This window comes from Paenibacillus sp. FSL H3-0310, assembly GCF_038002785.1.
Taxonomy (GTDB): Bacteria; Bacillota; Bacilli; order Paenibacillales; family Paenibacillaceae; genus Paenibacillus_AQ; species Paenibacillus_AQ odorifer.
Map to the genome: position 1 here is coordinate 139,395 of NZ_JBBODC010000003.1, position 25,236 is coordinate 164,630.

At 43.4% G+C, this 25,236-nt stretch carries 19 protein-coding genes; 14 read left to right on the forward strand and 5 right to left on the reverse strand.

Going from position 1 to position 25,236, the window contains the following annotated elements; all coding sequences use genetic code 11:
- Positions 1 to 103 precede the first annotated feature (103 nt).
- The 13 genes from MHH63_RS26790 to MHH63_RS26850 all read left to right on the forward strand — a co-directional run bounded on the left by MHH63_RS26790 (position 104) and on the right by MHH63_RS26850 (position 16,243).
- Positions 104 to 1,663, forward strand: a complete 1,560-nt coding sequence (locus MHH63_RS26790) for a response regulator transcription factor (RefSeq protein WP_076308073.1) — start codon at positions 104 to 106, stop codon at positions 1,661 to 1,663.
- A complete protein-coding gene (locus MHH63_RS26795) occupies positions 1,660 to 3,450 on the forward strand; it encodes a sensor histidine kinase (RefSeq protein ID WP_076192957.1) in 1,791 nt (596 codons plus the stop codon). The genes MHH63_RS26790 and MHH63_RS26795 overlap by 4 nt, the downstream gene beginning before the upstream one ends.
- Positions 3,451 to 3,634: 184 nt before the next feature.
- Positions 3,635 to 4,936, forward strand: coding sequence for an ABC transporter substrate-binding protein (locus MHH63_RS26800; RefSeq protein ID WP_076125404.1), 1,302 nt, complete (start codon positions 3,635 to 3,637; stop codon positions 4,934 to 4,936).
- Positions 4,937 to 5,164: 228 nt separating this feature from the next.
- Positions 5,165 to 5,977 carry a carbohydrate ABC transporter permease gene (locus MHH63_RS26805; protein ID WP_232061505.1) on the forward strand — a complete coding sequence of 271 codons (813 nt, stop codon included), beginning with the start codon at positions 5,165 to 5,167 and terminating at the stop codon, positions 5,975 to 5,977.
- The gene (locus MHH63_RS26810; RefSeq protein WP_076185385.1) at positions 5,977 to 6,798 is read left to right on the forward strand and encodes a carbohydrate ABC transporter permease; all 822 of its coding nucleotides are present in this window, start codon (positions 5,977 to 5,979) and stop codon (positions 6,796 to 6,798) included. The genes MHH63_RS26805 and MHH63_RS26810 overlap by 1 nt, the downstream gene beginning before the upstream one ends.
- Positions 6,799 to 6,835: 37 nt before the next feature.
- Complete coding sequence (locus MHH63_RS26815; RefSeq protein ID WP_340034121.1) at positions 6,836 to 9,907, forward strand: glycoside hydrolase family 2 TIM barrel-domain containing protein; 3,072 nt, start codon at positions 6,836 to 6,838, stop codon at positions 9,905 to 9,907.
- Positions 9,908 to 10,065: 158 nt separating this feature from the next.
- A complete protein-coding gene (locus MHH63_RS26820) occupies positions 10,066 to 10,776 on the forward strand; it encodes a lantibiotic protection ABC transporter ATP-binding protein (protein ID WP_076185383.1) in 711 nt (236 codons plus the stop codon).
- On the forward strand, positions 10,773 to 11,519 hold the full coding sequence (locus MHH63_RS26825; protein ID WP_076185382.1) for a lantibiotic immunity ABC transporter MutE/EpiE family permease subunit: 747 nt from the start codon (positions 10,773 to 10,775) through the stop codon (positions 11,517 to 11,519). Before MHH63_RS26820 ends, MHH63_RS26825 begins: the two co-directional genes overlap by 4 nt.
- Before the next feature lie 2 nt (positions 11,520 to 11,521).
- On the forward strand, positions 11,522 to 12,283 hold the full coding sequence (locus MHH63_RS26830) for a lantibiotic immunity ABC transporter MutG family permease subunit (RefSeq protein ID WP_076125394.1): 762 nt from the start codon (positions 11,522 to 11,524) through the stop codon (positions 12,281 to 12,283).
- 15 nt (positions 12,284 to 12,298) lie between these two features.
- A complete protein-coding gene (locus MHH63_RS26835; protein ID WP_076305473.1) occupies positions 12,299 to 12,958 on the forward strand; it encodes a response regulator transcription factor in 660 nt (219 codons plus the stop codon).
- Positions 12,959 to 13,071: 113 nt separating this feature from the next.
- Positions 13,072 to 14,322 carry a HAMP domain-containing sensor histidine kinase gene (locus MHH63_RS26840; protein ID WP_341172266.1) on the forward strand — a complete coding sequence of 417 codons (1,251 nt, stop codon included), beginning with the start codon at positions 13,072 to 13,074 and terminating at the stop codon, positions 14,320 to 14,322.
- A gap of 289 nt (positions 14,323 to 14,611) precedes the next feature.
- Positions 14,612 to 15,385: an SDR family NAD(P)-dependent oxidoreductase gene (locus MHH63_RS26845; protein WP_036675873.1), complete on the forward strand. Its 774-nt coding sequence runs from the start codon at positions 14,612 to 14,614 to the stop codon at positions 15,383 to 15,385.
- Positions 15,386 to 15,883: 498 nt separating this feature from the next.
- Positions 15,884 to 16,243: a hypothetical protein gene (locus tag MHH63_RS26850; RefSeq protein ID WP_036675871.1), complete on the forward strand. Its 360-nt coding sequence runs from the start codon at positions 15,884 to 15,886 to the stop codon at positions 16,241 to 16,243.
- A gap of 64 nt (positions 16,244 to 16,307) precedes the next feature.
- Here the strand turns inward: MHH63_RS26850 and nrdF are convergent, their stop codons facing one another.
- From nrdF to MHH63_RS26875, 5 genes are all read right to left on the reverse strand, one after another.
- A complete protein-coding gene (gene nrdF / locus MHH63_RS26855) occupies positions 16,308 to 17,267 on the reverse strand; it encodes a class 1b ribonucleoside-diphosphate reductase subunit beta (RefSeq protein ID WP_076099522.1) in 960 nt (319 codons plus the stop codon).
- A 39-nt stretch (positions 17,268 to 17,306) separates the two neighbouring features.
- A complete protein-coding gene (gene nrdE, locus MHH63_RS26860; RefSeq protein WP_076185378.1) occupies positions 17,307 to 19,391 on the reverse strand; it encodes a class 1b ribonucleoside-diphosphate reductase subunit alpha in 2,085 nt (694 codons plus the stop codon).
- Positions 19,378 to 19,737: a class Ib ribonucleoside-diphosphate reductase assembly flavoprotein NrdI gene (nrdI, locus tag MHH63_RS26865; protein ID WP_036675861.1), complete on the reverse strand. Its 360-nt coding sequence runs from the start codon at positions 19,735 to 19,737 to the stop codon at positions 19,378 to 19,380. Before nrdI ends, nrdE begins: the two co-directional genes overlap by 14 nt.
- Before the next feature lie 403 nt (positions 19,738 to 20,140).
- Positions 20,141 to 21,790, reverse strand: coding sequence for a helix-turn-helix domain-containing protein (locus MHH63_RS26870; protein WP_076185377.1), 1,650 nt, complete (start codon positions 21,788 to 21,790; stop codon positions 20,141 to 20,143).
- Positions 21,791 to 21,820: 30 nt separating this feature from the next.
- Positions 21,821 to 23,548 (reverse strand): sensor histidine kinase, encoded by a 1,728-nt coding sequence (locus MHH63_RS26875; protein ID WP_341172267.1) that lies wholly within the window; start codon positions 23,546 to 23,548, stop codon positions 21,821 to 21,823.
- A gap of 321 nt (positions 23,549 to 23,869) precedes the next feature.
- Here MHH63_RS26875 and MHH63_RS26880 point away from each other — a divergent pair, with 321 nt between their 5' ends.
- Positions 23,870 to 25,213, forward strand: a complete 1,344-nt coding sequence (locus MHH63_RS26880) for an ABC transporter substrate-binding protein (RefSeq protein ID WP_248547798.1) — start codon at positions 23,870 to 23,872, stop codon at positions 25,211 to 25,213.
- The last annotated feature ends 23 nt before the right edge of the window (positions 25,214 to 25,236 follow it).

Genomic DNA, 25,236 nt, shown 5'->3' on the forward strand with positions numbered 1-25,236 from the left:
AATTTTTAAGTAAGCTTACGGCTTTACTTGTCTAGAAGCTTGCTCCTTGTTGGATGTATTGTATACTAACAAATGGAAAGAAAACGGTTACAAGGGGGAAGAAATGAAACCAATATTCAAAATTATGATTGTTGATGACGAGATGCTAGTAAGACAAGGAATCAAACATCTTTTGGATTGGGAGAATGAAGGGTATCGAATTGTTGGTGAGGCTGCTAACGGTCTTGAAGCACTAAATATGATGGATGAGGTCAGTCCCCATATCATCATTACAGATATTGTTATGCCAATAATGGGCGGAGAGAAACTGGTTAAGATTGTTAAGGAGAAATACCCTCATATTGAAGTAATCGTCTTAAGTAGTTTCAGTGAATACGATTATGTCCGATCCACATTTCAAAGTGGGGTAGCGGACTACATTCTAAAGCCAAAGCTGGAAGCTGAGTATTTGTTATCCATCCTAAATAAAACCACTGCTAAATTGGTAGGGATGGAGATGTCCGATCAAGGAACGGATCCTGGTGAAAAGCAAATTTTGCTAGTTATCGAGAAGCTTATGACCGGATATGAGTCTGGGCTTGAACCTGCTTTGCTTCATGCGAAGTTTCCACACCCACTATTCGCTTTCTTCGGAGCGGATATGAGACATATTAAAGATTCTGGGGATAGGTTAACTTTCACACAGAAAATAGAAAAAGGGCTTAGTACGCTCCCTTTGGGTGATACAGTGTTTATTCGGTTGAAGTTTGTCAATGATTCAGTTATTTATTTGCTTAATGCAAACCCGGAACAGTGGGACGAGCTTGTTATAGAGCTTCGATATCTGGTCTCGGAAATGGATCATTGGGCGAGAGAAACACATTTCGTTATCAGCCAAAGCTTTACGGATTTTAATAAGCTGGGAGAGATTTATCGAGACAATTATTTAAAGCTTACACGATACAGTTTCTACTTGCCGGATCGAAGCTTAATTGAAAACGATCATTTGCCCAGCCTTCCAAGAGCCTATCAGGAATATGATATGGGCGAATTAATGGAACAACTGAAACGTAAGCAATACCAGAAGGCATTTACTGGATTTCTGGAATATGTTCATCTCCGTTCGATGGATTATCGGACCGATATTTTCGAATTCAAATCGTTATTGGGGAATTTCATATTTAACGTAACGACCACACTTGGAAAAATGAAGTACGAGACTGGAGGCTTGGAGGCATCCAAATACGACTTCTTTCGAAAAATAGATGAAGCGATGTATGCCGGGGACGCAATCGCTGTTGCTGAAGCCTTTATTCGCGAAGCTGAACGTGCGATTGGTGAGACGAACCTAACGATCAATCCCAATATGACCCGATTGCTTGAATACATTCAGACTCATTACGCTGATCCCATCACGTTGACTGGGGTTGCGCGGCAGTTTCATTTCAACGCTTCTTATTTATCGAGCCATTTCACTGCTCAGAATGGTGAAGGATTTAATGAATATTTGAACAAGGTCCGGTTGGAGAAAGCCATGGAGTTACTCGTGACGACGGAAAAAACAATTTCTGATATCAGCGCTAGTGTGGGGTATTCGGATCAGAGTTATTTTACTAAAGTGTTTAAGAAACAGGCTGGTATTTCTCCGAGCCAGTACCGAAGACGGGACGTAGAGCGACCATGATTGGAACTATCATTAACAAGATTAGAAAGCAGGGCCTATTTCTTAAGCTTTTTCTTGTGACCCTCATAAGCATTGTTGCTGTATCCCTGCTGACTTTGTCTATTACCATCCGTATGTCAGAAAATTTATTCTTAAAGACCTTCAGCATAACGAATGGCAAACTACTAAATCAGATGAAGACAAACTTGGAGTCCTACAACAACGTTGTAGCTACGGGTGCTACAATGACAGCTCAGAAAGGTGCCATCCGCAGCTATTTGTCTGGGGGAGAGACGGATTCATTGACACTCGCTATCAAAACCTACCAGATGACAGAAAGCATGCGGGCAGTCCGCTCCAACCTCAGTGCTTTTGATGTGGGGATTATGATTGTAGGTGCGAATGGCAGAAGTTACTCAACTGACCCTTGGTATTGGTCTGCTACTGCTGAAGAATTGAAGAACCACCCGATTACGAAAGCGACAGTGGCTCATCCGCAGCAAATTCTGTACCAGCTTTATCAAAAAGAGGATGGTCAAACGCATAAGAAAGAGATCATGTTAGTGGCTTCTAAAGCTCTATTTGATCATTCGACCGGCAGTATCTATGGCACTATGTACATTGCAATTCGTGATAGCGATTTCAAGGCCTTCTATGCCAATTTTACGAGTGAAGGTAATGATGTTGTGTTGCTGAATGCAAAAGGGCAAATCGTATCCAGCAACAGGACAGAGCTGATTGGGCTGAACGATCAACAGCTGCTTCAAGAAGTAGTTGATGAACAGAGCACAGGAGACAATGGAGAATCTGTCTATGTGATGGGGAATGAACGGGTAGTATTCTCAGAATACTTGCCTGAATTTGATGTTTATTTGGTGAATCTGATCGATAAGAAAGCTGTGACCGGGCAGATGGTTAATGCCAAAGCAGTGTCGTTGACGATCATGGCTATCGTAGCCATTTCGCTTATTATTGTATTTTTAATTACAAGGAAAATGACGAAGTCCCTGCGTGTACTCGTTGAACAGATGTCGAGTATTCCTAAGGGAGGATTCGATAACCACGTGGATGTCGCCACTAGTAGTTATGAAGTTAAGGAGCTAGGCAATGCCTTTAATTTTATGCTTGATTCACTACATGATTATGTTGATCGGTTGATGGAGACCCAGAAGCAGCAGCGTAATGCGGAGCTGGCCGCCCTTCAAATGCAGATCAATCCCCATTTTTTATACAATACACTGGCTTCTATCAAATTTCTGGTGCAACAGGGCAACAAGGAAAAAGCAGCTGGCACGATAAATTCGCTAATCTCACTCCTGCAAAATACTGTCAGTGATGTTCAATCCACTATACCTGTTAGTCAGGAATTAGAATCGCTGAAGCATTATGTATATATCAATCATGTAAGGTACGGCGAGAAGATCCGCGTGAATTATTTTGTGGAGCCTGAAAGCTTGGATTATCATATGCCAAAGCTAATTCTGCAGCCTTTTATCGAAAATGCGTTCTTTCATGCATTCAATCTTAAAGATGAGGGAAGAATTCTAATCATGATCGCCGTTCAGGAAGATCAGCTTGTATGTGAAGTTGTAGATAATGGTGACGGGATGGACCTTGATCCTAATTTTCTGAAAGAAGAACAGTTGCCAGCCTCGAAGCACAAACGCCAATTGTTCTCCGGGATCGGTATACGGAATGTTGATGACAGAATCAAATTGCTGTACGGAGAGAGTTACGGTATTAACATTACAAGCAAACGAAATGAAGGTACGAAGATCATAATTACGCTTCCATTGTTAAAAGGCTAAAAAATTTACAAAAATCTAAAATTAGTACCAGCGTCGATCTCAGAGGGAAAATAGAATCCAATAATAACACCAAAGCTAACAAAGATACTGCCAAAGAAAGCGAATACAAAATGATAATATGGAATTGTAGCAGAGAAAACGCTTCCATCTTTATTATTTTACAGATTAACAAGGGGGTTACGAAGTGAAAAAATTATTATCCGTGATGCTGGCTAGTGTGGTTCTACTTTCGGCATGTTCCTCAGGTGGAACGAAAAACGAAACGGGCAACTCCGGAAGCGAAGGTAGCAGTAAGCCACAAGAAATCACAGTTTGGGCTTGGGACCCAGCGTTTAACATTGCAGCCATGAATGTTGCCAAAGAAGCTTATGCGAAAGTCAATCCAGACATAACGGTAAACGTCGTAGAGAATGCGCAGGCTGATATCGTGCAAAAGCTGAACACAGGGCTGAACTCTGGATCTACGAAGGGTCTTCCTAACATTGTATTGATCGAGGATTACCGTGCGCAAAGCTTTTTACAAGCGTATCCGGATTCCTTTTATGAATTGACTGATGTTGTAAAAGCCGCTGATTTTGCGGATTATAAGATTGGCCCGACCAGTGTTGACGGCAAGCAATACGGTGTTCCGTTTGATTCTGGTGTGACTGGAATGTATGTACGGACAGACTATCTTGAGCAAGCAGGCTACAGCCTGGATGCACTACAGGATATCGACTGGAAGCAATATATCGAGATCGGTAAAGCTGTAAAAGAAAAAACCGGCAAAAGCATGATCACACTGGATCCCAATGATCTTGGACTTATCCGGGTCATGATTCAATCGGCGGGTGCATGGTATACGGGTGAAGACGGTCAGACTCCGACCATTGCAGACAACGCTGCTTTGAAAGAGGCACTTGTATTGTACAAAGAAATGATGGATTCCGGCATCGTGAAAGTTAACTCAGACTGGAGCCAATTTGTAGGCGCATTTAATAGCGGTGAAGTGGCAACCGTGCCGACGGGTAACTGGATTACCCCTTCAATTAAAGCCGAAGCTTCCCAATCCGGTAAGTGGGCAGTAGCTCCACTTCCTAAGCTGGCAGCAACAGCAGGCTCCGTCCATGCATCTAACCTTGGGGGCAGCTCCTGGTATGTAATGAATGTAGATGGTAAAGAAGCCGCTGCGGAGTTCCTTGCAAAAACATTTGCTTCTGATGCTGATTTGTATCAGACGTTGAATACAAAAGTTGGTGTTATCGGCACTTTAAAAGCTGCGGCAAGCGGAGAAGCTTATTCAGCAGCGGATGAATTTTTCAAAGGTCAAAAGGTTGTATCAGATTTTGCGGCATGGACCGAGCAAATTCCTAACGTCAACTACGGCATGAACACTTACGCAATAGAGGACATTATGGTTGTAGCAGTGCAATCTTATCTTGGTGGAAAAGATGTAGATACTGTTCTGAAAGATGCCCAGAAGCAAGCAGATACCCAAGTTCGCTAATCACACTTAGGCTGTACAATCTAAGCCCTTGCTTCTACTTCTCCTGTAAATTGGATTTCTACAGAAGGATGGGTAGCAGGGGCTTTCATCTCTAATAAATCAGACAGAAGGGTGTGAAGTGGAGTGGAAAATGTAAAGCCAGGGCTAAGCTCTCAAAGACATAAAAGCTCTAAGGGTCAACGGCAGATCCATCTGACAGGTTGGTTATTCGTTATTGTGCCGGTAATTATGATCAGTATTTTCTATTTCTATCCAATGATTCAAGCCTTAATTCTATCCTTCAAGACAGGTAGAGGCAACAATCTTCATTTTACCGGCCTTGATAACTATATTCGGCTGTTTAGCGACACCACTTTCCTTACAGCCGTCAAAAACACTTTTATTTACTTGATTATTCAGGTCCCAGTTATGCTGGTGCTGGCGCTCTTTATCGCTGTGCTGCTAAATGACGAAAGACTGAAATTTAAAGGGTTTTTCAGAACGGCCATATTTCTGCCAACGGTAACTTCACTTGTAGCCTACTCCGTTGTTTTCAAGTACATGTTTGGAGCCGAAGGTATCGTCAATAAATTTCTGGTGAATCTGCATCTAATCAGCGAACCGATTCAATGGATTACTGACCCCTTCTGGGCCAAAGTCACTATCATTATCGCTATCACTTGGCGCTTTACTGGCTATAATATGATTTTCTATTTGTCCTCACTGCAAAATGTCGACAAATCAATATATGAGGCTGCTCATATAGATGGTGCGAGTGCATTTACACAATTTTTCAAAATTACAATTCCCCTATTGAAGCCGATTATCTTGTTCACGACGATCACATCGACCATTGGTACCCTTCAGTTGTTTGACGAGGTGGTTAACATCACGAAAGGTGGACCCGGCAATGCAACCATGTCGATTTCCCAATATATTTATAACCTTTCCTTTGAATACACACCTAACTTTGGATACGCTGCAACCGTCTCCTATTCGATTGTTGTAATGGTGCTCATTCTGACGCTTATTCAGAACAAAGTAGGAGGGGATAAGAGATAATGAAAACCAAACGCATGTTTACTTACGTTTTTCTAATCATCGCTGCGCTGATCTCTATCTTTCCATTTATCTGGATGGTTATAAGCGCCACGAACCAGTCGGTTGATGTAACCAAAGGAACATTGTTGCCGGGTGCACATTTAGTGAAAAATATAAACAATCTATTTAGTTCAGTGGATATGTGGCAGGCTCTCTGGAACTCTGCAAAAATCTCTGTGGTGACTACTGTGCTTTCACTGCTAGTCGCATCGGCGGCTGGATATGGTTTTGAAATGTACCGCAGCCGGAGTAAAGATATCGTATTCAATATTTTACTTGCTTCAATGATGATTCCATTTGCGGCGATCATGGTACCTCTATTTCAAATGTTCGCAAAAGTATCTAGTGTAGTGCCTTTTCTGGGCATCGATACAGCATCGGCGGTCATTCTTCCGACATTTACAACAGCATTTCTAATTTTCTTCTTTCGTCAAAGTACAAAAATGTTTCCTAAGGATATGATGGAGGCTGGGCGCATCGATGGTCTTTCGGAATTTGGTTTGTTCTTCCGCATTTATATGCCAACGATGAAATCAACTTACGCCGCCGCAGCGATTATCACATTTTTAAACAGCTGGAACAATTATCTGTGGCCTTTGATCGTATTGCAATCACCAGAAAATATGACTGTGCCTCTTCTTATCTCGAATCTAGGCTCAGGTTATGCCCCTGACTATGGTCTGATCATGTCTGCGATTGTCATTACAACCTTGCCGACAGCACTAGTGTTTTTCATGATGCAAAAGCAATTTGTAGCTGGGATGACAGGTTCGGTTAAATAAGTTAGCGATCATGTTATGAATAGAGGAGGAAATATAGATGAAGCAGCAGGTTGAACGAAACCTCACTCCAAGTCTGGAATGGTTATCAGACCCTTCCATTTATGCAATAGGCAGAGTGCACGCGCATTCTGACCATCGATATTACCAAACGAAAAATGAAGCCGAAGCGCTTGGAGAAATGCCCTGGCGCCACAGCCTGAACGGCAGCTGGAAATTTAGCTATGCCCAAAATGCCATGGAACGACAGGTTCATTTTTATAAGGAGAACGTGTCTTGCAGAGGCTGGAAGGATATTAAAGTTCCCGGTCATATCCAACTTCAGGGTTATGGACAGCCACAGTACGTGAATACGATGTATCCATGGGACGGTCATGAGCATCTTAGACCTCCAATGATCTCTGAGGACCACAATCCTGTAGGCAGCTATGTCAAATATTTTGAAGTTCCTGCGGGCTGGGAGCAACGTCCGGTGTATATATCTTTTCAAGGAGTTGAATCGGCTTTTTATATATGGCTAAACGGGGAATTTGTTGGCTATAGCGAAGATAGCTTTACACCGAGTGAATTTGATTTAACATCGTACTTGACGGAAGGTGAAAATAAGCTGGCGGTCGAAGTCTATCAGCGCAGCACGGGGAGTTGGTTGGAGGATCAGGACTTCTGGCGCTTTTCGGGAATCTTTCGTGAGGTGTATCTATACACCGTGCCGGATGTTCATGTGCGGGATCTCCACGTTCAAACCGATTTGGATGAAAAGTTTGAGCAAGGAACGCTGACGGCTGTCATGCAATTGATAGGTAATTCTGCCTCAAAAGTGCTCCTTGAGCTAAAGGATAGAGCAGGTAATCTTGTAGCTAGTGGGGAAAGTGAAGTTTCAGGAGATTCCCTTTCGCTTACGCTTGCGGCAACAAAGGTGCAGCTGTGGAGCGCAGAAGCTCCTAATCTGTATACCCTTTACGTCTCTGTTTACAACGCATCCGGGGATCTTGTAGAAGTTGTGCCGCAAAAAATTGGTTTTCGGAAATTCGAAATGATAGATAAGATTATGCACTTAAACGGCAAACGTATTGTATTTAAAGGCGTCAACCGACATGAGTTTAATCCGCGCTTTGGACGCAGCATTACAAAAGAAGATATGCTATGGGACATAAAAACCTTAAAGCAGGCGAACATCAACGCTGTGCGGACCTCGCACTATCCGAATATGACGCTCTGGTATGAGTTGTGTGATGAATACGGAGTCTATGTCATTGACGAGATGAATTTAGAGTCGCATGGATCATGGCAGAAAATGGGGGCAGTTGAGCCGTCTTGGAACATCCCCGGCAATAAGCCTGAATGGCAGGATATCGTGATGGATCGTGCGATTTCCATGGTAGAGAGAGACAAAAACCATCCCTCCATTCTAATTTGGTCCTGTGGGAACGAATCTTTTGCAGGAGAAGTAATTTTGAACGTAGCCAATTATTTTCGAGAGAAGGATCCTACTCGTTTGGTTCATTATGAAGGGGTGTTCCATAACCGTGAATATGATGATTCGAGCGATATGGAAAGCCGCATGTATGCGAAAGCGGCAGATATTGAAAGATATTTAACAGAAGATCCGTTAAAGCCATATATTAGCTGTGAATACATGCATGCGATGGGTAATTCCGTCGGGGGACTGCATAAATACACAGAGCTAGAGCAGAAGTATCCAATGTATCAGGGTGGATTTATCTGGGATTATATGGATCAGGTGATTATAAAAAATGATCGATACGGTAAGCCCTTCATGGCTTATGGAGGAGACTTTGATGACCGTTCAACCGATTACAACTTCTCCGGTAACGGAATTGTGTATGCGGATCGGAGATGGTCGCCAAAAATGCAGGAAGTGAAATTTCTGTATCAGAACGTCAAGCTGCTCCCGGACAGTCAGGGTTTTACAATCAGAAATGAAAACTTATTTGTGGGCTTGGATGCTTATGAATTACAATACGCTCTGAACTATGAGGGTAGGGTCATCCAGCGTGGAACTGTATTCGCTCAGGTTAATCCAGGCGAGGAAAAATATGTAGAAGTTGATCTACCCGATATCAAGAATCAGTCTGGCGAGTATAGCTTGGATGTTTCACTTGTCCTGAAGGAAGATTCATTATGGGCGAATAGCGGTTATGAAATCGCTTTTGGCCAGCATGTTTTTCAAGTGGCCAATACGTCAGCCGAGGAGTCTTTAACAGATGCTAAAATAACATCTGTCGTGAATGATTTTCGCGTGGTTGAAGGAGATGTGAATATTGGTGTACATGGTCGTGACTTCTCCGTAATGTTCTCAAAGCAGGCGGGTACATTAATTTCTGTTAAATATTCAGGACAGGAAATGATCTCTTCACCGCCGGCACCACTCTTCTGGAGAGCAATGACAGACAATGATAAGGGGGCAGGAATGCATTTCGACTCTTCCCCTTGGTATGCAGCAAGCTTGACCCGTAGAACGTTAAGCTTCGAGCTCGTGGAGGAGAAAGATCGTGCGACCGTGACTTACGTGTATAAGCTTAGTGTATTAGAGGAGGTACGTGTACGTGTAACTTACACAGTGTTCTCCGATGGAAGCATACAGGTGAAATCAAGCTACCATGGAGCAGCGGGTTTACCAAAGCTTCCACTCTTCGCTTTAAGCTTTAAGGTGCCAGCGGATTATCACCAGCTGAATTGGTATGCAAATGGGCCGGAAGAAAATTATATCGACCGTGCGTGTGGAGCAAGATTGTGTCGCTTCCAGAATCATGCGGTGGATAATGTGTCGTCCTATTTGGTGCCGCAGGAATCGGGCAACCGCACAGGTGTGCGCGAAGTATCCATTAAGAACGATTATGGTCAAGGCATTATAATATCGGCACCAGCTACAGCCCCTGTTGAAGCCAATATCTCGCCTTACTCGGCAATGGAGCTGGAGAATGCGACACATCATTATGAGCTGCCGAACGTTCACTATACCGTTGTTACCATTGCTGGACGTCAAATGGGCGTAGGCGGGGATGACAGCTGGGGAGCTCCAGTTCTTGATGAATATCAAATCAATCCATCCTTAGATATGGATTTTGAATTTACAATTCGCAGAGCATGATGATAAAAATTCAACAGGCTCGGTTCAACGTTAAATTTGAACCGAGCTTTTTTTTATGCTCGTTATAATCCCGTATAATTTGAGCTCAGTAAAACCTTATAAAGTCCTTAGATTTGCTATATATGATCAACGTATAGCAAATGAGAGGATGATATAGGATGGGAGAATATATTTTACAAACTAATAATTTATGCAAGAATTTTAGGGGGCAGTGTGCGGTTAATGATATCAGCATAACCGTAAAAACTAATTCGATTTATGGAATGCTAGGCCCAAACGGCGCAGGTAAATCGACGACCCTAAAAATGATAACAGGGATTCTTCGAGCGACGTCAGGACAAATTTTATTTGACGGTCATCCATGGACACGTAAGGATTTACTACACATTGGAGCGCTGATTGAGTCCCCGCCACTTTACGGGAATTTGACTGCTGCCCAAAATTTGAAGGTACATACGACAATATTAAACTTACCGGATTCTCGGATTCGGGAAGTTCTTGAAATTGTTGATTTAACAACAACAGGCAAAAAAAGAGCGGGACAATTCTCTATGGGCATGAAGCAACGTCTCGGGATTGCGATCGCCTTGTTAAATCAACCTAGACTCTTGATTCTGGATGAACCGACAAATGGGCTTGATCCCATTGGGATTCAGGAATTACGTGAGCTTATACGCTCATTTCCTGCACAAGGGATTACAGTCATTTTATCGAGTCATATTCTACATGAGGTGGAGCAAATTGCCGATCATATTGGAATCATTAGTAATGGTGTTCTAGGGTATCAGAATGCAATATATCCTGGTGATGATTTGGAGAAATTGTTCATGGAAGTCGTGACTCGGAACAGACAGGAGGTAACAAGATGATCCACTATCTGTTATCCGAAAATCTTAAATTCAAACGAACATTTTCGCGAAAATTGATTGTTGCGGTGCCACTGTTTTTTCTTCTATTTTCATTTTTCACACAACAGAACCTGCAAACGGAAGACCACTATTTTATGGAAATGGTATTTAATTGGTGGCCGCTGTTATTCATGACCATAGGATCTGCTTTGTTGTCTACACTATCGAATAACAAGGATCGTAAGGCTGGAGGGTACCGTAGCTTAAGCAGTCATGGAATTAGTATCGCTAAACTTTGGCTCAGTAAAATAATTGTAGTGTCATATTATTTGCTGCTGTCTTCGCTGCTCCTTATTGCAGTAATGTACCTATCTGGTCTTTTGTTTCCTTTGGGTGCAGCACCCTTATCTGAAATTACAACAGCCGCTATTGTTGTTTGGTTGACCTCTTTGGGGATGATTCCAATCTATCTATTCTTAGCCGAACAATTTGGGGCGGTAGTATCTATTCTTGCAGGTCTGTTTGGGATGATTGTGAGTGTACTAGCGGCGGATCAACCTTCATGGATTTATGTTCCGTGGAGTTGGGCTTTAAGGTTAATGTGTCCCATTGTTGGTGTGCGTCCCAATGGTGTGGCTCTTTCAGCACAGGATGCTCTAAGAGACTCTTCGGTTATTTTACCTGGAATTGTGGTGTCGCTGGTATTCTTTTTGGTGACCCTCACCTTAACTAGCTGCTGGTTTAGTAGAAGAGAGGTGCGATAGAGATGGTGATACTCCGACTATTACAAGCTGAATGGTTGATGACTAAGCACACTGCAATTCGTTGGTTGATATTCCTTGTTCCTGTTCTATATCCGATGATGATACTTTGGTATTTTTCACAGCGTGCGGATCAGCTTCACATCTATGATGGTTATTTTTCATTACTAGCCTTTGGGTTGCCTGTTGGGATAGGATTATTCTCTGCTTTAATGAGTGGTTTAGAGGAGGGGGCAGGGGGATTCTATAATCTATTAAGTGCTCTTTCACGTCCGAAGTGTTATATAAGAAAACTAGGGTTCATAATCTTGGCGATGATATGGATCGTATTCGGTTCAACATCAATTCTAATACTGGGCATGAAAAAAATTTTGCATATAGAGCGGATACAATATCTAATATTCTGGCAAGGAGCTTGTTGGGTAGTAGGCACTGCTCTAATCTTAATGATCTTTCATCTCATCTTAAGTTATGCTGGAGGCATGGGACTTTCTCTAACGGTGGGTAGTGCAGGTACGCTAATTGCAGCTATCGTAGGTGGAACAATTGTAGGCGATAAAGTGTGGTTATACATACCGTGGGCCTGGTCGATGCGGATGATTCAACTTCCCTTATTTTATGCTCAACCCAACGGGCTCATTGAAACGGAAGTATTGAAGCTGCAACTTATTCATTCCGTACCTGCTATACTTATTAGTACAATGGTAATGGCAGTGTTAGGCTTGATATGGTTTCATTACTTTCAGGGTAGGAAATCATATGAATAAATAGGAGTGAGGTCACTGGCTAATATTTTAATAATAGATGATGAACCTGATATTTTGGCGCTAGTAAATAATATTCTTAGCAAAGATCACCATAGGGTTACGGTAAAAACAAGTGCACGACATATGCCTTTGAACGAGTACTCGACATTTGATTTAATTCTGTTGGACGTGATGATGCCAGATATCGATGGTTTTGAGCTCTGTACTCAAATCAGGGATATCGTAGACTGTCCGATTCTGTTTCTTACAGCTAAATCAATGGAAACGGATATTATGTTTGGACTTAGCGTAGGTGCAGATGACTATATCGTGAAGCCTTTTCGTGCAGGCGAGTTGAAGGCTCGGGTGAACGCTCATTTGCGGCGTGAAAATCGAGAGAAAAATCACATGTTAAGCGCATCTGGAGTGAAATTCAATCTCTCGGCAAAGGAGATTTTTGTTGATAAAGAGAAAATAAATCTTACTAAAAGTGAATATCAGATATGTGAATTTCTTGCTAGAAATAAAGGTCAGGTTTTTTCCAAAGAACAAATTTATGAATCGGTTTATGGCTATGACAGAGAAAGCGATAGCTCAACTATTACAGAACATGTGAAAAATATCCGCAGTAAGCTGAGTGCGAGGGAGGTTTCACCGATTGAAACCGTTTGGGGGATAGGTTACAAATGGGTGTGAAACGAATACGGCTCCGTACAGTCTTCATTCAATATTTATTATCATTAGGTGCGTGTACTCTATTATTGGCATTTCTGTGTTTAGGGGTATTTACTCTCTTAATGCAGTATGGAATGATTGTTCCAGCAAACCATACCGAGCAATCCATTGCAAAGTCTTGGGATGTTTTGCAGCGTGCGCCACAAATTACGGAAGAAATGATCCCTTGGGGAGCGGAATATGCGGTATTGGATCAGCAAAAGAACTATATTTCAGGAAATATTCCTAAAGAACGTGCTCTAGATATATTGCAGAAGAATCAAAGTAGTTGCAATCTCATGGGTACAAACTGCACGGATGTGATTGAGCGGGAGCATGAGGTTATCGTACTGCAATATGCGATCGTACCGCAGTTCACCTCGAATTTTCTGCATAACACGCTGCCTAATCCGCAATTAACGCTATTGCTGTTTTTTGTAGTTCTGATGTTACTGGAAGTTATTCTGATTTCTGGATTTTTCGCTCGAAGACTGAGTCAAAAAATGGCTTCCTTGCAGGAAGCTGCACATCACATTGAAGCTAAAAATTTGGATTTTACTGTCGTGTATTCTGGGGTCAGTGAAATTGATGAGGTGCTATCATCCCTGGAACAGCTGAGAGAGGAATTGAAAAAGTCACTAGAACAGCAATGGAATCTGGAACAAATGAAAAAAGAGCAGATTTCTGCGCTTGCCCACGACATTAAGACTCCTCTTACGATTATTCAAGGAAATGCAGATTTGCTGATAGACTCAGATTTAGCAGAGAATCAGCAAGAATATATAGGGTATATTTCCAAAAATGCAGATCAAATCGAACAATACATGGCAACACTCATTGAGATTTCTAATACAAGAAAACAAATTTCTCCCCGCTCTAAATGGGTTGCAACGGAAGCCTTTATCCAGCAAATTCGTACGCAGTTAGATGCGTTGGTTGTCCCTAAGCGTCTTCAGATAGAATTCCACCAGGACAATAATCTGCCCCCTGAGGTGTTGATTGACGATGAGCTACTTCATCGGGCTGTGATGAATGTACTCGCTAATGCGGTAGAGTATTCCCCGTATGAGAGTGTGATTTATTTGCAGGTTGAGGCAAAACAAGATCGGTGGAGTATAACGGTAGCAGACAGTGGATCAGGATTTACGAGTGAAGGACTCCAATCAGCACTTAAGCAGTTTTATCGAGGGGACATTAGCCGTACCTCCAAAAATCACTATGGATTGGGACTTTATATTGCCGACACCATTGTCAGGCAGCATCAGGGCAGTCTGCATATTAGCAATTCTACCCTGACGGGTGGAGGTCAAGTTCGAATCGACGTCCCAGTTCGTGGAGTGAGTTAGAGGTTTATTACACCTCTTAGAATAACATTGGATAAAACTTCTGGTTTATCTGATGAAATTCTAAGGGGTGTATTTTTTATGACGATCAAAACCAAATTCTCAATTGTTGGAAAAGTAGATTAAAATATTGATTGCTATATACAATTAAATACAATAAAGTTGTCATATAGAGGATAATTTTGTCGATTTTTCTGCAAAAATGTTCCAATCCACATTGTATCAGGTGACATTAGGGTCTATGAGGTTCAAATCCTCTTCCTGAAAAAGACATAAGAAAGTGGTGCGCATAATGAGTAGCAACAGATTTGAAAACAAAGTAGTTATTATTACGGGTGCTGGTACCGGAATCGGAAAAGCTACAGCATTGAGAGTAGCAAGAGAGGGTGGTACTGTAGTAGTTGCCAATCGATCAGATGCTGGCGCTAACACAGTCGAAGAAATCAAAGCTTTAGGTGGAGAAGCGCTGTTTGTGCGGTCAGACGTTTCAGTTGAAGCAGACTGCAAAAATATCGTAGATCAAACCTTAGCAGCTTATGGAAAGATTGATTGCCTTTATAATAACTCAGCAATTACAGGAGATAATGCGGATGTTACAGAATATGATCCGATATTGTTTCAAAAGGTGATTCAGACAAATCTTAATGGCCAATTCTACATGTTGCATTATGCATTACCACATATGAAATCCGGTGCTTCCGTTCTAAACTGTTCCTCCTTGCATGGTATTTTTATTGGGATGGCAAATGATGCAGCTTATTCAGCAAGTAAACACGCCATTGTGGGCATGACTAAATCGGTTGCTAAAGAAGTGGGTCACCGTAATATCAGAGTAAATGCTATTTGCCCTGGTCCTATTCCTACACCAACCATGAACAGATACGAAAAGCTGTTGTCTGATGATGTAGAGATGCTTCAATCTCTTATCGCTTCTGGAACGGCTTTGGGCAGATATGGTACGCCTGAGGAAGTAGCTGCTTTTGCATGTTTCCTTCTAAGTGATGAGGCTTCATTTATTACAGGTACAGCACATGTGATTGACGGGGGCTACTCCGCAACTAAGTAATTAGACGGATTAATTTACTTATATAAGCATCTAGTATTGAAGGCTTTGCGGCGTATTCCTGTTCAAATATCCTGTAGGATGAATGGACTGGAGTTGGAAGGCGCACGCAGAGCCTTTTTTAGTTGTTTCTAAACGATAACGGAATTACACAATTGTGTATGAAATTAAGGCAAATATAACCATGAATATGTTGGAATTTGTAGAAATTTGTATTTTAATATAAATAAAAAAAGAAATTTGTCGATAATAATATAGGTAATAGGTATGAGTTAAAATATATTAGAAAGGATGTTGCAATAAAACGATACAGGAAATAGATGTCATTAACTATTGATTGTAACGATATGGCATCATTTAAACAAGGCAGTTTGTTCCAAACCCAGTTGCCAAAAGTAGAAGTTACTGAAAAGCCTGGGCAGAAATTTTTTGTCTGTTGGAGTTACATACATTACTTTCTATTATTAAAAAATAACTATTAAAACATGGAGGAATACAATTATGTCATACACAATTAAGTACAACAAAAGTGAAAACCACATCGATGTAGTATCTATCGATTTTTCTGCTGAGGATGTTCCAGGATACTTGAAAGATTTTGAGAATATCATGAAGCTTGTTAGTCCTAAATTTACGGGTACAACTGATGTAACTGAATCTGCAAGTGTACTTTCCCCTGAAGTTGCAGCAATGTTGGCTCCAACAGGTGAGATGGCGAAAGCAGCTGGCCAAGCAGGATGGGCTTATGTAACTAAAAACCCAATTTGGAAAATGCAATTGAAACGTATTTTTGGCAGAGATTTTGCTGATGCTTACGATACCTATGAAGAAGCTAGAACAGTACTGAAAAAATTGCAATAATCTAATAAATAGAGTTAGCAAAAAGTGCGGAGAGCTTTCTCCGCACTTTTTGTTTTATCTATATTTAAAATTGAAAATCTTCATCCTTCAGTGGCTCCACATTAAGCGCCCGGACATATCCGTTGCCTTTCTTCGAGAAGAAGTCATGCTGCTTGGTGTGGGTGCTGATCCCGTTCTGTACAATCGGGTTGATCTCTTCCTCGTCAAATAGCGGATCATGGCCCAGATTCATCATCGCTTTATTGGCATTGTATCTTAGGAAAGTCTTAACCTCGTCCACCAATCCGATAGGGGCATAGATCTGCTCGGTATAACGCTCTTCATTCTCATGCAGCAGTCGAAGCAATTCTACCAGCGTATGGTGAAGTTCGCGTTGCTCGTCTTCTGGGAGCCCGTCAAAGATCTCCTGTGCCAGCACACCGACATATACCCCATGGATGCTCTCATCCCGTAGAATAAGGTCGATGATCTCACCGCTGCAAGTCATTTTGCCCTGCCCAGCCAGATATAGGGGATAGAAGAAACCACTGTAGAACAAGTAGCTCTCGAGCAGCACGGAGGCTGCCATGGCGAGGTACAGGTCTTTTGGTGAGTCTATGTTTTTGTAATATTGTGAGATAGTCTCCGCTTTGAACTGGAGGAAGGGATTCTCTTCTACCCAGCGGAATACACTGTCGATCTCCTCTGTAGAGGATAAGGTGGTGAAAATACTGCTGTACGATTTGGCGTGAATTTGTTCCATCATACCCATGAAGCCCAGTACGGCTTTGCGTTGAAGGCCTTCGACATGTTCCATAATCTGTGGCATTCCGACTCCGCCTTGAATCGTATCCAGCAGTGTCAGGCCGCCCAGCACCTTCATATAGGAGTCCTTTTCTTGCTCACTGAGCGTGAGCCAGGACATTTTATCATCGGATAATGGAATTTCATCGTCCGTCCAGAATTGCATAATGTTCTGATTCCAGAACATCAATGAGAAATCGTCATCGGGACGGTTCCAGTTAACGGCTTGGATAGCGGTCATAATATTGCAATCTCCTTTTCTGCGGCTATAGCCTTCCTTTTAGATCGAGCAGGTGAGGCATTCCTCGACGGACAGCTTTTTGGTCCGGGTGTAATACAGCGACTTCAAGCCTTTATGCGCCGCATACAGGTAGGAGCGGGCCAGTTCTCTGGTGGAAACATCACTGTTAACATGCAGAACGGTCGAGATACCTTGGTCGATATGGGGCTGAATTTCCGCGATCAGATCGATTACCTTGAACTGGTCCATCTGGTAAGCCGATTTATAGAAAAACACATTGTCCGGCCGCAGGTACGGCATCGGATAATAAGTAGTTGAATTAGCATAAGTCCGAGTCTCAATCTGCTCAACAATCGGCATAACGCTTGAAGTGGCGTTTTGGATATAGGAAATGCTGGCCGTTGGCGCAATCGCCAAACGGTAAGCATGGTATAGGCCATTTGTTTTTACCGCATCCCGCAATTGTTCCCAGTCTGCTGGGGATGGGATATAAATATCTCCGAATAATTCTTGTACCCTTGGGGTAACCGGGCGGTAATCGGTAGTCAGGTAACGCTCGAAATAAGCTCCCGTAGCATAATCAGAAGCCTCAAATCCATGGAAAGATCGGCCCGTGGCGGCAGCGATTTCCATGCTTTTCTCTAGCGAGTGGAAATTCATAGTCATAAAGAAGGTCCGGGCAAAATCGCGGGCCTGCTCGCTTTCATAAGCAATGTTGTTCTTAGCCAGATAGCCGTGCAGATTCATGACGCCAAGACCGACAGAGTGCATTTCCTTGTTTGCTTTGGCTACGCCTGGGGCATTGGAAATACTGGTCATATCGCTAACAGCGGTCAGGGCGATCATGCCCTCATGTACGGATTCACGGATTTTGCCATGTTCCATCACGTTAACAATGTTCAAGGAAGCCAGATTGCAGCTTACATCGCGGCGGATTGTACTCTCCTGTCCGTAGTCGGCAATCTCTGAGGTCTCCTGCAGCTGAAAGATTTCAGTACAAAGGTTGGACATTTTGATCTGTCCGACGTTTTTCAGGGCATGGGCCGCATTGGCATTGCTCTTGTTCATGATATATGGATAGCCAGATTCCAGCTGGATCATGGCAATTTTGGTCAGCATATCCCGTGCGCTCATAGCTTTCTTCTTTTTGACACGTGGATCGGCCAGCAGCTTATCATACATGTCATCCAGATCCATATCGTCGAGATGCGTGCCGTAGGCTTTGTACACACTGTAAGGAGCAAATACATGCAGCGCCTCATTGTCCTTCGCCAGCTTATAGAAGCGGTTTGGAATAATCAGGCCGATGGACAGGGTTTTGAGTCTTGTTTTTTCGTCAGCGTTGATTTTCTTGCTGTCGAGGAATTCCAGAACGTCCCAGCCAAAAATATTGTAATAGGCTGCTCCTGATCCTTTACGTTGACCCATCTGATCTGCATAGGAGAAGCCGTCTTCCATCAGCTTAAGTACAGGTATAATTCCCTTCGCAGCATCCTCAACACCCTTGATAGTTTCACCACGGGAGCGTAGCTTGGATAGGTTAACGGCCACACCGCCACCGATCTTCGACAACTGCATGCAGGTATTCAGCACATAGTTGATCGAATTGAGCGAGTCGTCCATTTCGATTAGGAAGCAGGAGACGAGCTCACCACGCCGGCTCTTACCGGCATTTAAGAAGGTTGGTGTCGCAGGTTGCAGGCGCTGTTCCATCATCGAACGGGCAAGTACCCCCGCAGTATCGGCATTGCCACGTCCCAGGTGAAGGGCGACTGCCGCCACACGGTCCGGGTAATGCTCCAGATATTGTTTGCGGTCATTGGTTTTTACAGCGTAATCCGTGTAGAATTTCGAAGCTGCCATATAAGATGGAAAACTGAAGTTGTAGGCATGGGTAATCTGGTAGACTTCTTCAATTTCCGCCGTGCTGTACTGTTCGTAAAAATTCTCGTAGAAATCCTGTTCAATCATATAATCAACCTTGGCTTTTGTATTCGCAAAAACCAGACTCCGGCGCTCTACATCCCGCATAAATTCGGCTACTGCCTCAAGATCTTTGTCTAACTGAAAGAAGCCACTTTCGTCTCTCTTCATCAACATGTTGTTTAATTCAATATGCCGCAACCCGGCTCACCTCCTGTTTAATCCGTTCTACATCGCCAAATGTACCCGATAACTCAAATTTACCGATAACGGGCACGTTATACCGATCTGCAATCAAGTCCGCGCTGTGCGCGAACAGCTCGCCCCAGTTCTTATTGCCGCTGGCGGCGATGCCCTTCAGATTGGCATTATTGTTCTTCAAGAAAGTAGACACCTTTTCTGGAATCTGTCCAAAGCCGGTGGTATATGTAATAAGCACATAGGGCTCATCAATCGTCATATGCTCCTCAATCTGCACAGCCGGCAACTTAAGTTTGCTGATGAAGCGTCTGACATTTCCTGTTTTTGAATCATACGCGACTAGCATGGTGTCTGTCCCCCTGTAAATATTAAAAACTATTGAAAATAGTATGAAAACTGAATGGATAAGCTATAAATTCTGAAAAATCGTATCTATACTATATTTAGTGTGCGTTGTTTATTTTAATTACTATATGTTGAAAAGTCAATATGGGAACAGCAGTCTTAATAGCTGGGAAAGTGTCTCGTAAGCGGTTTTTTGGTAGACTTTTAGGGCAGAAAGACCGGAGTATTAGCATTTTGCTAGTTTAAAAATAAAAATAAAAAAATTGCAGGAATAAGGGTGATACTTAGGGATGCTGCTGAGGGTGATGGCAAGCCAATAAATCTGTAAGGAACAGAGCCTGCTCCTTGCAGATTTATTGGCTTTATTTTTGCGAAGTGGGATTATTCTTAATAATCTCTTTATCTCAAGAACGGTTGTTCACTCCGAGGCTTCGGTCAGATGGTGAATCTGCTTTAAGTTGCTGCATGTATTCCCTGGGGGAAATTCCGGTTACCTTTTTGAAAACTTTACTGAAATAGAAGGCACTCTCATATCCCAGCTTCTGTGAGATTTCGTAGATGCGACCTTCCCCACGTGCCATCATTTCTTTGGCTGTCGTGATTTTGATCTCCGTGATATATTCCACATAGTTGACCTTGGCAACCTTGGAGAAAAGGTGGCTCAGATAGTTGGGACTGAAATTGAAGACATCAGCCACTTGATTGAGCGAGAGCTTAGTTCCGAGATTTCGTTTAATATACTCTTGGACATTTTTGACGAGCTGCTCCTTGTAGCTTTGTCTGCGGGTAGAGAGGATGTCTGAGCAACCGTCCCGGAACTGGATCAGCCAGCCAGCGATCTCTTCAATCGTATGCATCTGGTAGATAGCCCGGTAGCCCTCCGGTTCATTTTCGAAAATTTGTTCCACAATGTTCTCACCGTCTGCGAGCAGTGAAGTGGCCATGTACAGAATGTTGCAGGCGGCATCAGTGGCGGGAACCAGCAGGTCGGCCCGGCCGTCGAAGATTTCGATCATTTTGGAGATAATGGCGTATAAAGCTTGGGTATCCATTTCTTCAAAAGCACGGCGGATCTCTGTACGCAATTCGGAGAAATCAAACAACAGATGATCCTGCTCCAGCGACTCTCCTTCGGCAAAAAACACAAACGACTGTGCTTTAACCGCAGCAGGAAGCGCTTTTCGCGCAGCGAGGTAGCTTTCCCGCAGCAAATAAGGATCCTCGACCGCAAAGCCGATCGCGCCGATGATCCTTACATTGAAGTAGTTATGGAGTATGGAGGCCATATGGGTCAATAGCATTTCAATCTCAGGCATCCATTGCCGTGAATCCGTCCCGTTGACGGGCAGGGTTACAGCAAAATTGCGCAAGTCCAGACTGCTCACATAACAAGGTCTTATGGAAGTAAGCGTATCTTTAGCCATTTGGACGGTACTTGAGCACAGAGCAACCATTTTATCGCCGCGTGGCGGGACACTGTCTGGTCCCAAAATACGGCAAGTGCAGACTAGATAAGCAGGTTCCTTGAGCTCAAGGTTTAAATCATCTCTCTGCAAAAGGTACTGGTTTTTATTTGCGAATAAGTTATTGAACAGGCGGATGAAAAATTTATCGCGTTGAGCTTGTAGATTGCCTCTATGAGCAAGCATGGGATAGCTGTCTAGGGTTTGAAAAGCCTCCAACTGGGAAATTGCTTTCCGAATGGAGGCATCAAGTGCCTCTGGTGTCAGTTCTAGCTTCACTAGATAATCTGTGGCTTGCACTTCAATCGCTCCACGCGCGTATTCGAATTCCTCGTAGCTTGTTAAGATGATGAACAGCGGAAGCCGGCCGTGTTTTTTGCGTACCGCATTGGCAACTTCTAAGCCGCTTTTAATTGGCATTTTTATATCGCTGATTACGATGTCAGGACGTAGGGTGTCAATCATTTCTTCCTCTTGAGCCCCGTTGTGTGCAATGCCGACAATTTCTATATTATATTGCTCCCACTTCAGCATGGACTGCAAGCCGATGCAGACCAGCGCCTCGTCATCAGCAATTAACAACTTGATCAATTCCATCACATCCTTGCTTGATATGCTACTCTATTCCTTTTGCAGGAACGGCAGAAGAATCTTCATCCGGGTATATTGGCCCGACTCACTCTCGATCGAAAGACCGTAATTATCCCCAAATGCCAGGCGCAAACGTTCATTTACGCTGCGGAGTCCAATATTCTCGGGCATCTCTTTGCTTCCATCACCTGGATTCGACAGAATCGTGGAGATTTCTTCTTCCTTCATCCCTATACCGTTGTCTTCAATCGTAACTAGAATATCGGCGAATCCACTTTTGGTCACCTTAATGAGAATTTCTCCTCTGCCTTTGGGCTCGATGCCATGGAAGATGGCGTTCTCGACCAGGGGCTGGAGCGTGAATCGTGGAATTAGGCCGGTTAGCAGTTCCTCGTTGTCAATCTCCTTTACCATAGAGACCGTACTGCCATAGCGGTATTTCTGAATTAGAAAATAATCATCCAGCAGGCTCAGCTCATCTTTCAACGGCATTAGTCTACGGTTGTCTTTGGCGATGCTGCGCAGCAGTCTGGATAGTGAAGTGGTCATTTCCGCGATGCCGGTAGCATTCTGAATTGTAGCCATCCATTTGATCGAATTCAGTGTGTTGTACAGGAAATGGGGATTGATCTGACTCTGCAGCATCCGGTATTCCAGCTCCTGCTTCTGTTTCTCGTCAGCGAGCCGGCTGTCCATAAGCGCTACGATATCTTGGGACAGGCGGTTAATGCCCCGGCCGACATCGCCAAGCTCGCTGTTCCATTCGATATTGCGGTCCAGCAGGAAATTGCCCTGGGCGATCTTATCAATCCGCTTCTTCAGTTTTTCCACCGGAAGACTGATGGTACGGGTCAGATACAGCGTAATGATAGCGCTTAAGACAATAACCAGGAGACAGACGCCGAGCATAACCAGAATCCATATATTTGTCTTGGGAGCGAACAGGTCATTGGATAAAGTCTGTGACAGAATGACTCCGCTGCGTACGGGATAAGATACCACGATATGGCTCTCTTTCTCGTCCTCGAGCTTGACCATGGACAGCTCGGTTTGCGGACCGACAGGTTTATCATTGGTATAGGCCACAGGTTCATACGGCTCTGCAATGGCGATGACCTGATCGCCGATGAGCTGATAATGATGATTGCCGAGCGTCAGCAGCAGCCGGGAATTCTTCGGCAGGGAGTACCCTTTCAGCTTGTCGGTAATAACAGTGGTATTTGCTAACAGGTACACCGTTCCAACCCGGGAAGCCCCTTTGCCGTAAATAGGAAAAACAAATGGAATCCCGTTCGTATTAGACAGTGGGTCCTTGATCACCCGGTCCCATTTCTCCTCGGCATCGTTGCTAAGGCCGGTAATTTGACCGATATTGTGTATGGTAAGCGGAACAGAGGTGCCGGTTTTATCCACCTGCAGAAACTTTCCGTTGCTGTCCGTAACAATCAGACGGCGGGCATAGCTGTTGGAGCGGTTGTTCAGGAAGTCCTGCTGCATCGAGTTGAATACATTAACTGCTTCCTTAGAGCTAGCCTTAGGTGAGCTGAAGTAGTCTGTAATCAGGGTATTAGTAGAAGAGTTAGTGCTGCAGGTCATCGCCAGCGATGACAGATCAATTAAATCCTGTTCAATAATATGGGATACCAGCTGCAGATTGAATTCGGTCGCCTGGATGGTTGTTTTACGCTGATAATAAGTAATTAATTCATAGCTAAAAAAAGACAACAGCGACGCTATCAGCAGTGCGAATACGGCCATGAGCAGAATAATGCGACTTTTAATGGTGGATTTTCTTACCGTATTTAACACTCCTCTACAAAATGTGAAAACATATAAAGCGTTTTCATATACCATAGCATATTCCTGCGTTCCGATACAGGGGGAGGTACATAAGCTGAATATTACATGTTTTAGATAGAAAATTACAGGTTTGAACCGGAGCAGGGAAGAAGAACACAGAAAAGTGAATGAACTTTGTTTGATAATGCATGCCATTCTTGCGAAAAAAGCTATAAACTTTGAACTAAGCTCAGAAGAGCCGATCGTAGTTACACAATCAGAAGAAAAGGGGATATTTAAATGAAACTGAAAAGATTCTATGGCATAACCCTCGCCACAGTATTCTCCATGAGTCTGTTGGCTGGATGTTCTGGTAATAACAACAACGAAGGTGCTGCTGCAACGACAGCTCCAGCAACGGGGAATTCTGCAAACGCTTCCGCTGAACCGAGCCAGGAGCCTGTGACTTTGAAATGGGCCTTGTGGGATTGGGAAGCTACCGCTTACTACAAGCCGCTAATCGATGCCTATAAAGCTGAGCATCCGAATGTAACGGTCGAATATGTCGATCTGGGGTCGACGGACTATATGACCATGTTAAGCACACAACTATCCGGTGGCGCAGATCTGGACGTACTTACAATTAAAGATATTCCGGGCTACTCGAACCTTGTGAAACAGAATCACCTGGAGCCGCTTAAAAGCTTTATGAGTGGCAACGCTATTGATCCTTCGGTATATGGAGGTACTGTAGAACAAATCGAAGTGAACGATGAGGTGTATGCGCTTCCTTTCCGCAGCGATTTCTGGATTCTCTACTACAATAAAGATTTGTTCGACAAAGCAGGCGTGGAATATCCAAGCAATGATATGACATTCGAGCAATATGATGAGTTGGCCAGAAAAATGACTTCCGGCAGCGGTTCTGAAAAAGTGTACGGAGCTCACTACCATACTTGGCGTAGTGCGGTTCAACTGTTCGGTATTCTGGACGGCAAGAACACTGTTGTTGACGGAAACTACGATTTCTTGAAACCAACCTATGAGCGGATCCTGAAAGAACAGGAAGACGGCATCGTAATGGATTACGCCACACTGAAGACTTCAAGTACGCACTATTCTGGCGTATTCTACAATAATTCCGTTGCTACTATGAACATGGGCAGCTGGTTTATCGCTACACAAATTGAGAAAGTGAAGAGTGGCGAGTCCCAATCGGCTAACTGGGGCATTGCGAAATACCCTCATCCGGATGGTGTGGAAGCCGGTACAACCCTGGGTACAATTACTTCCCTAGCTGTAAATCAGAAATCCAAACATAAAGAAGCAGCACTTGATTTCATGAAATTCGTGACTGGTGAAGAAGGCGCTAAAGTCATTGCTTCCACCGGAACCATTCCAGCGATTAAGAATGATGAAGTTATCAATTCCATTACTTCCATCGAGGGCTTCCCTACGGATGAGAACAGCAAAGCGGCACTGACTACTGTTAAGACTTATCTGGAAATGCCTATGCATGAAAAGAGCGCAGACATCGAAGTTATTTTGAATGAAGCGCATGACAATATTATGACTAAAAATGCTTCGATTGACGAAGGTTTGGATGATATGAATGCTCGCGTACAGCAGCTCTTGAATAATTAACCTTAAGAGAGCCGGTTCTAAGG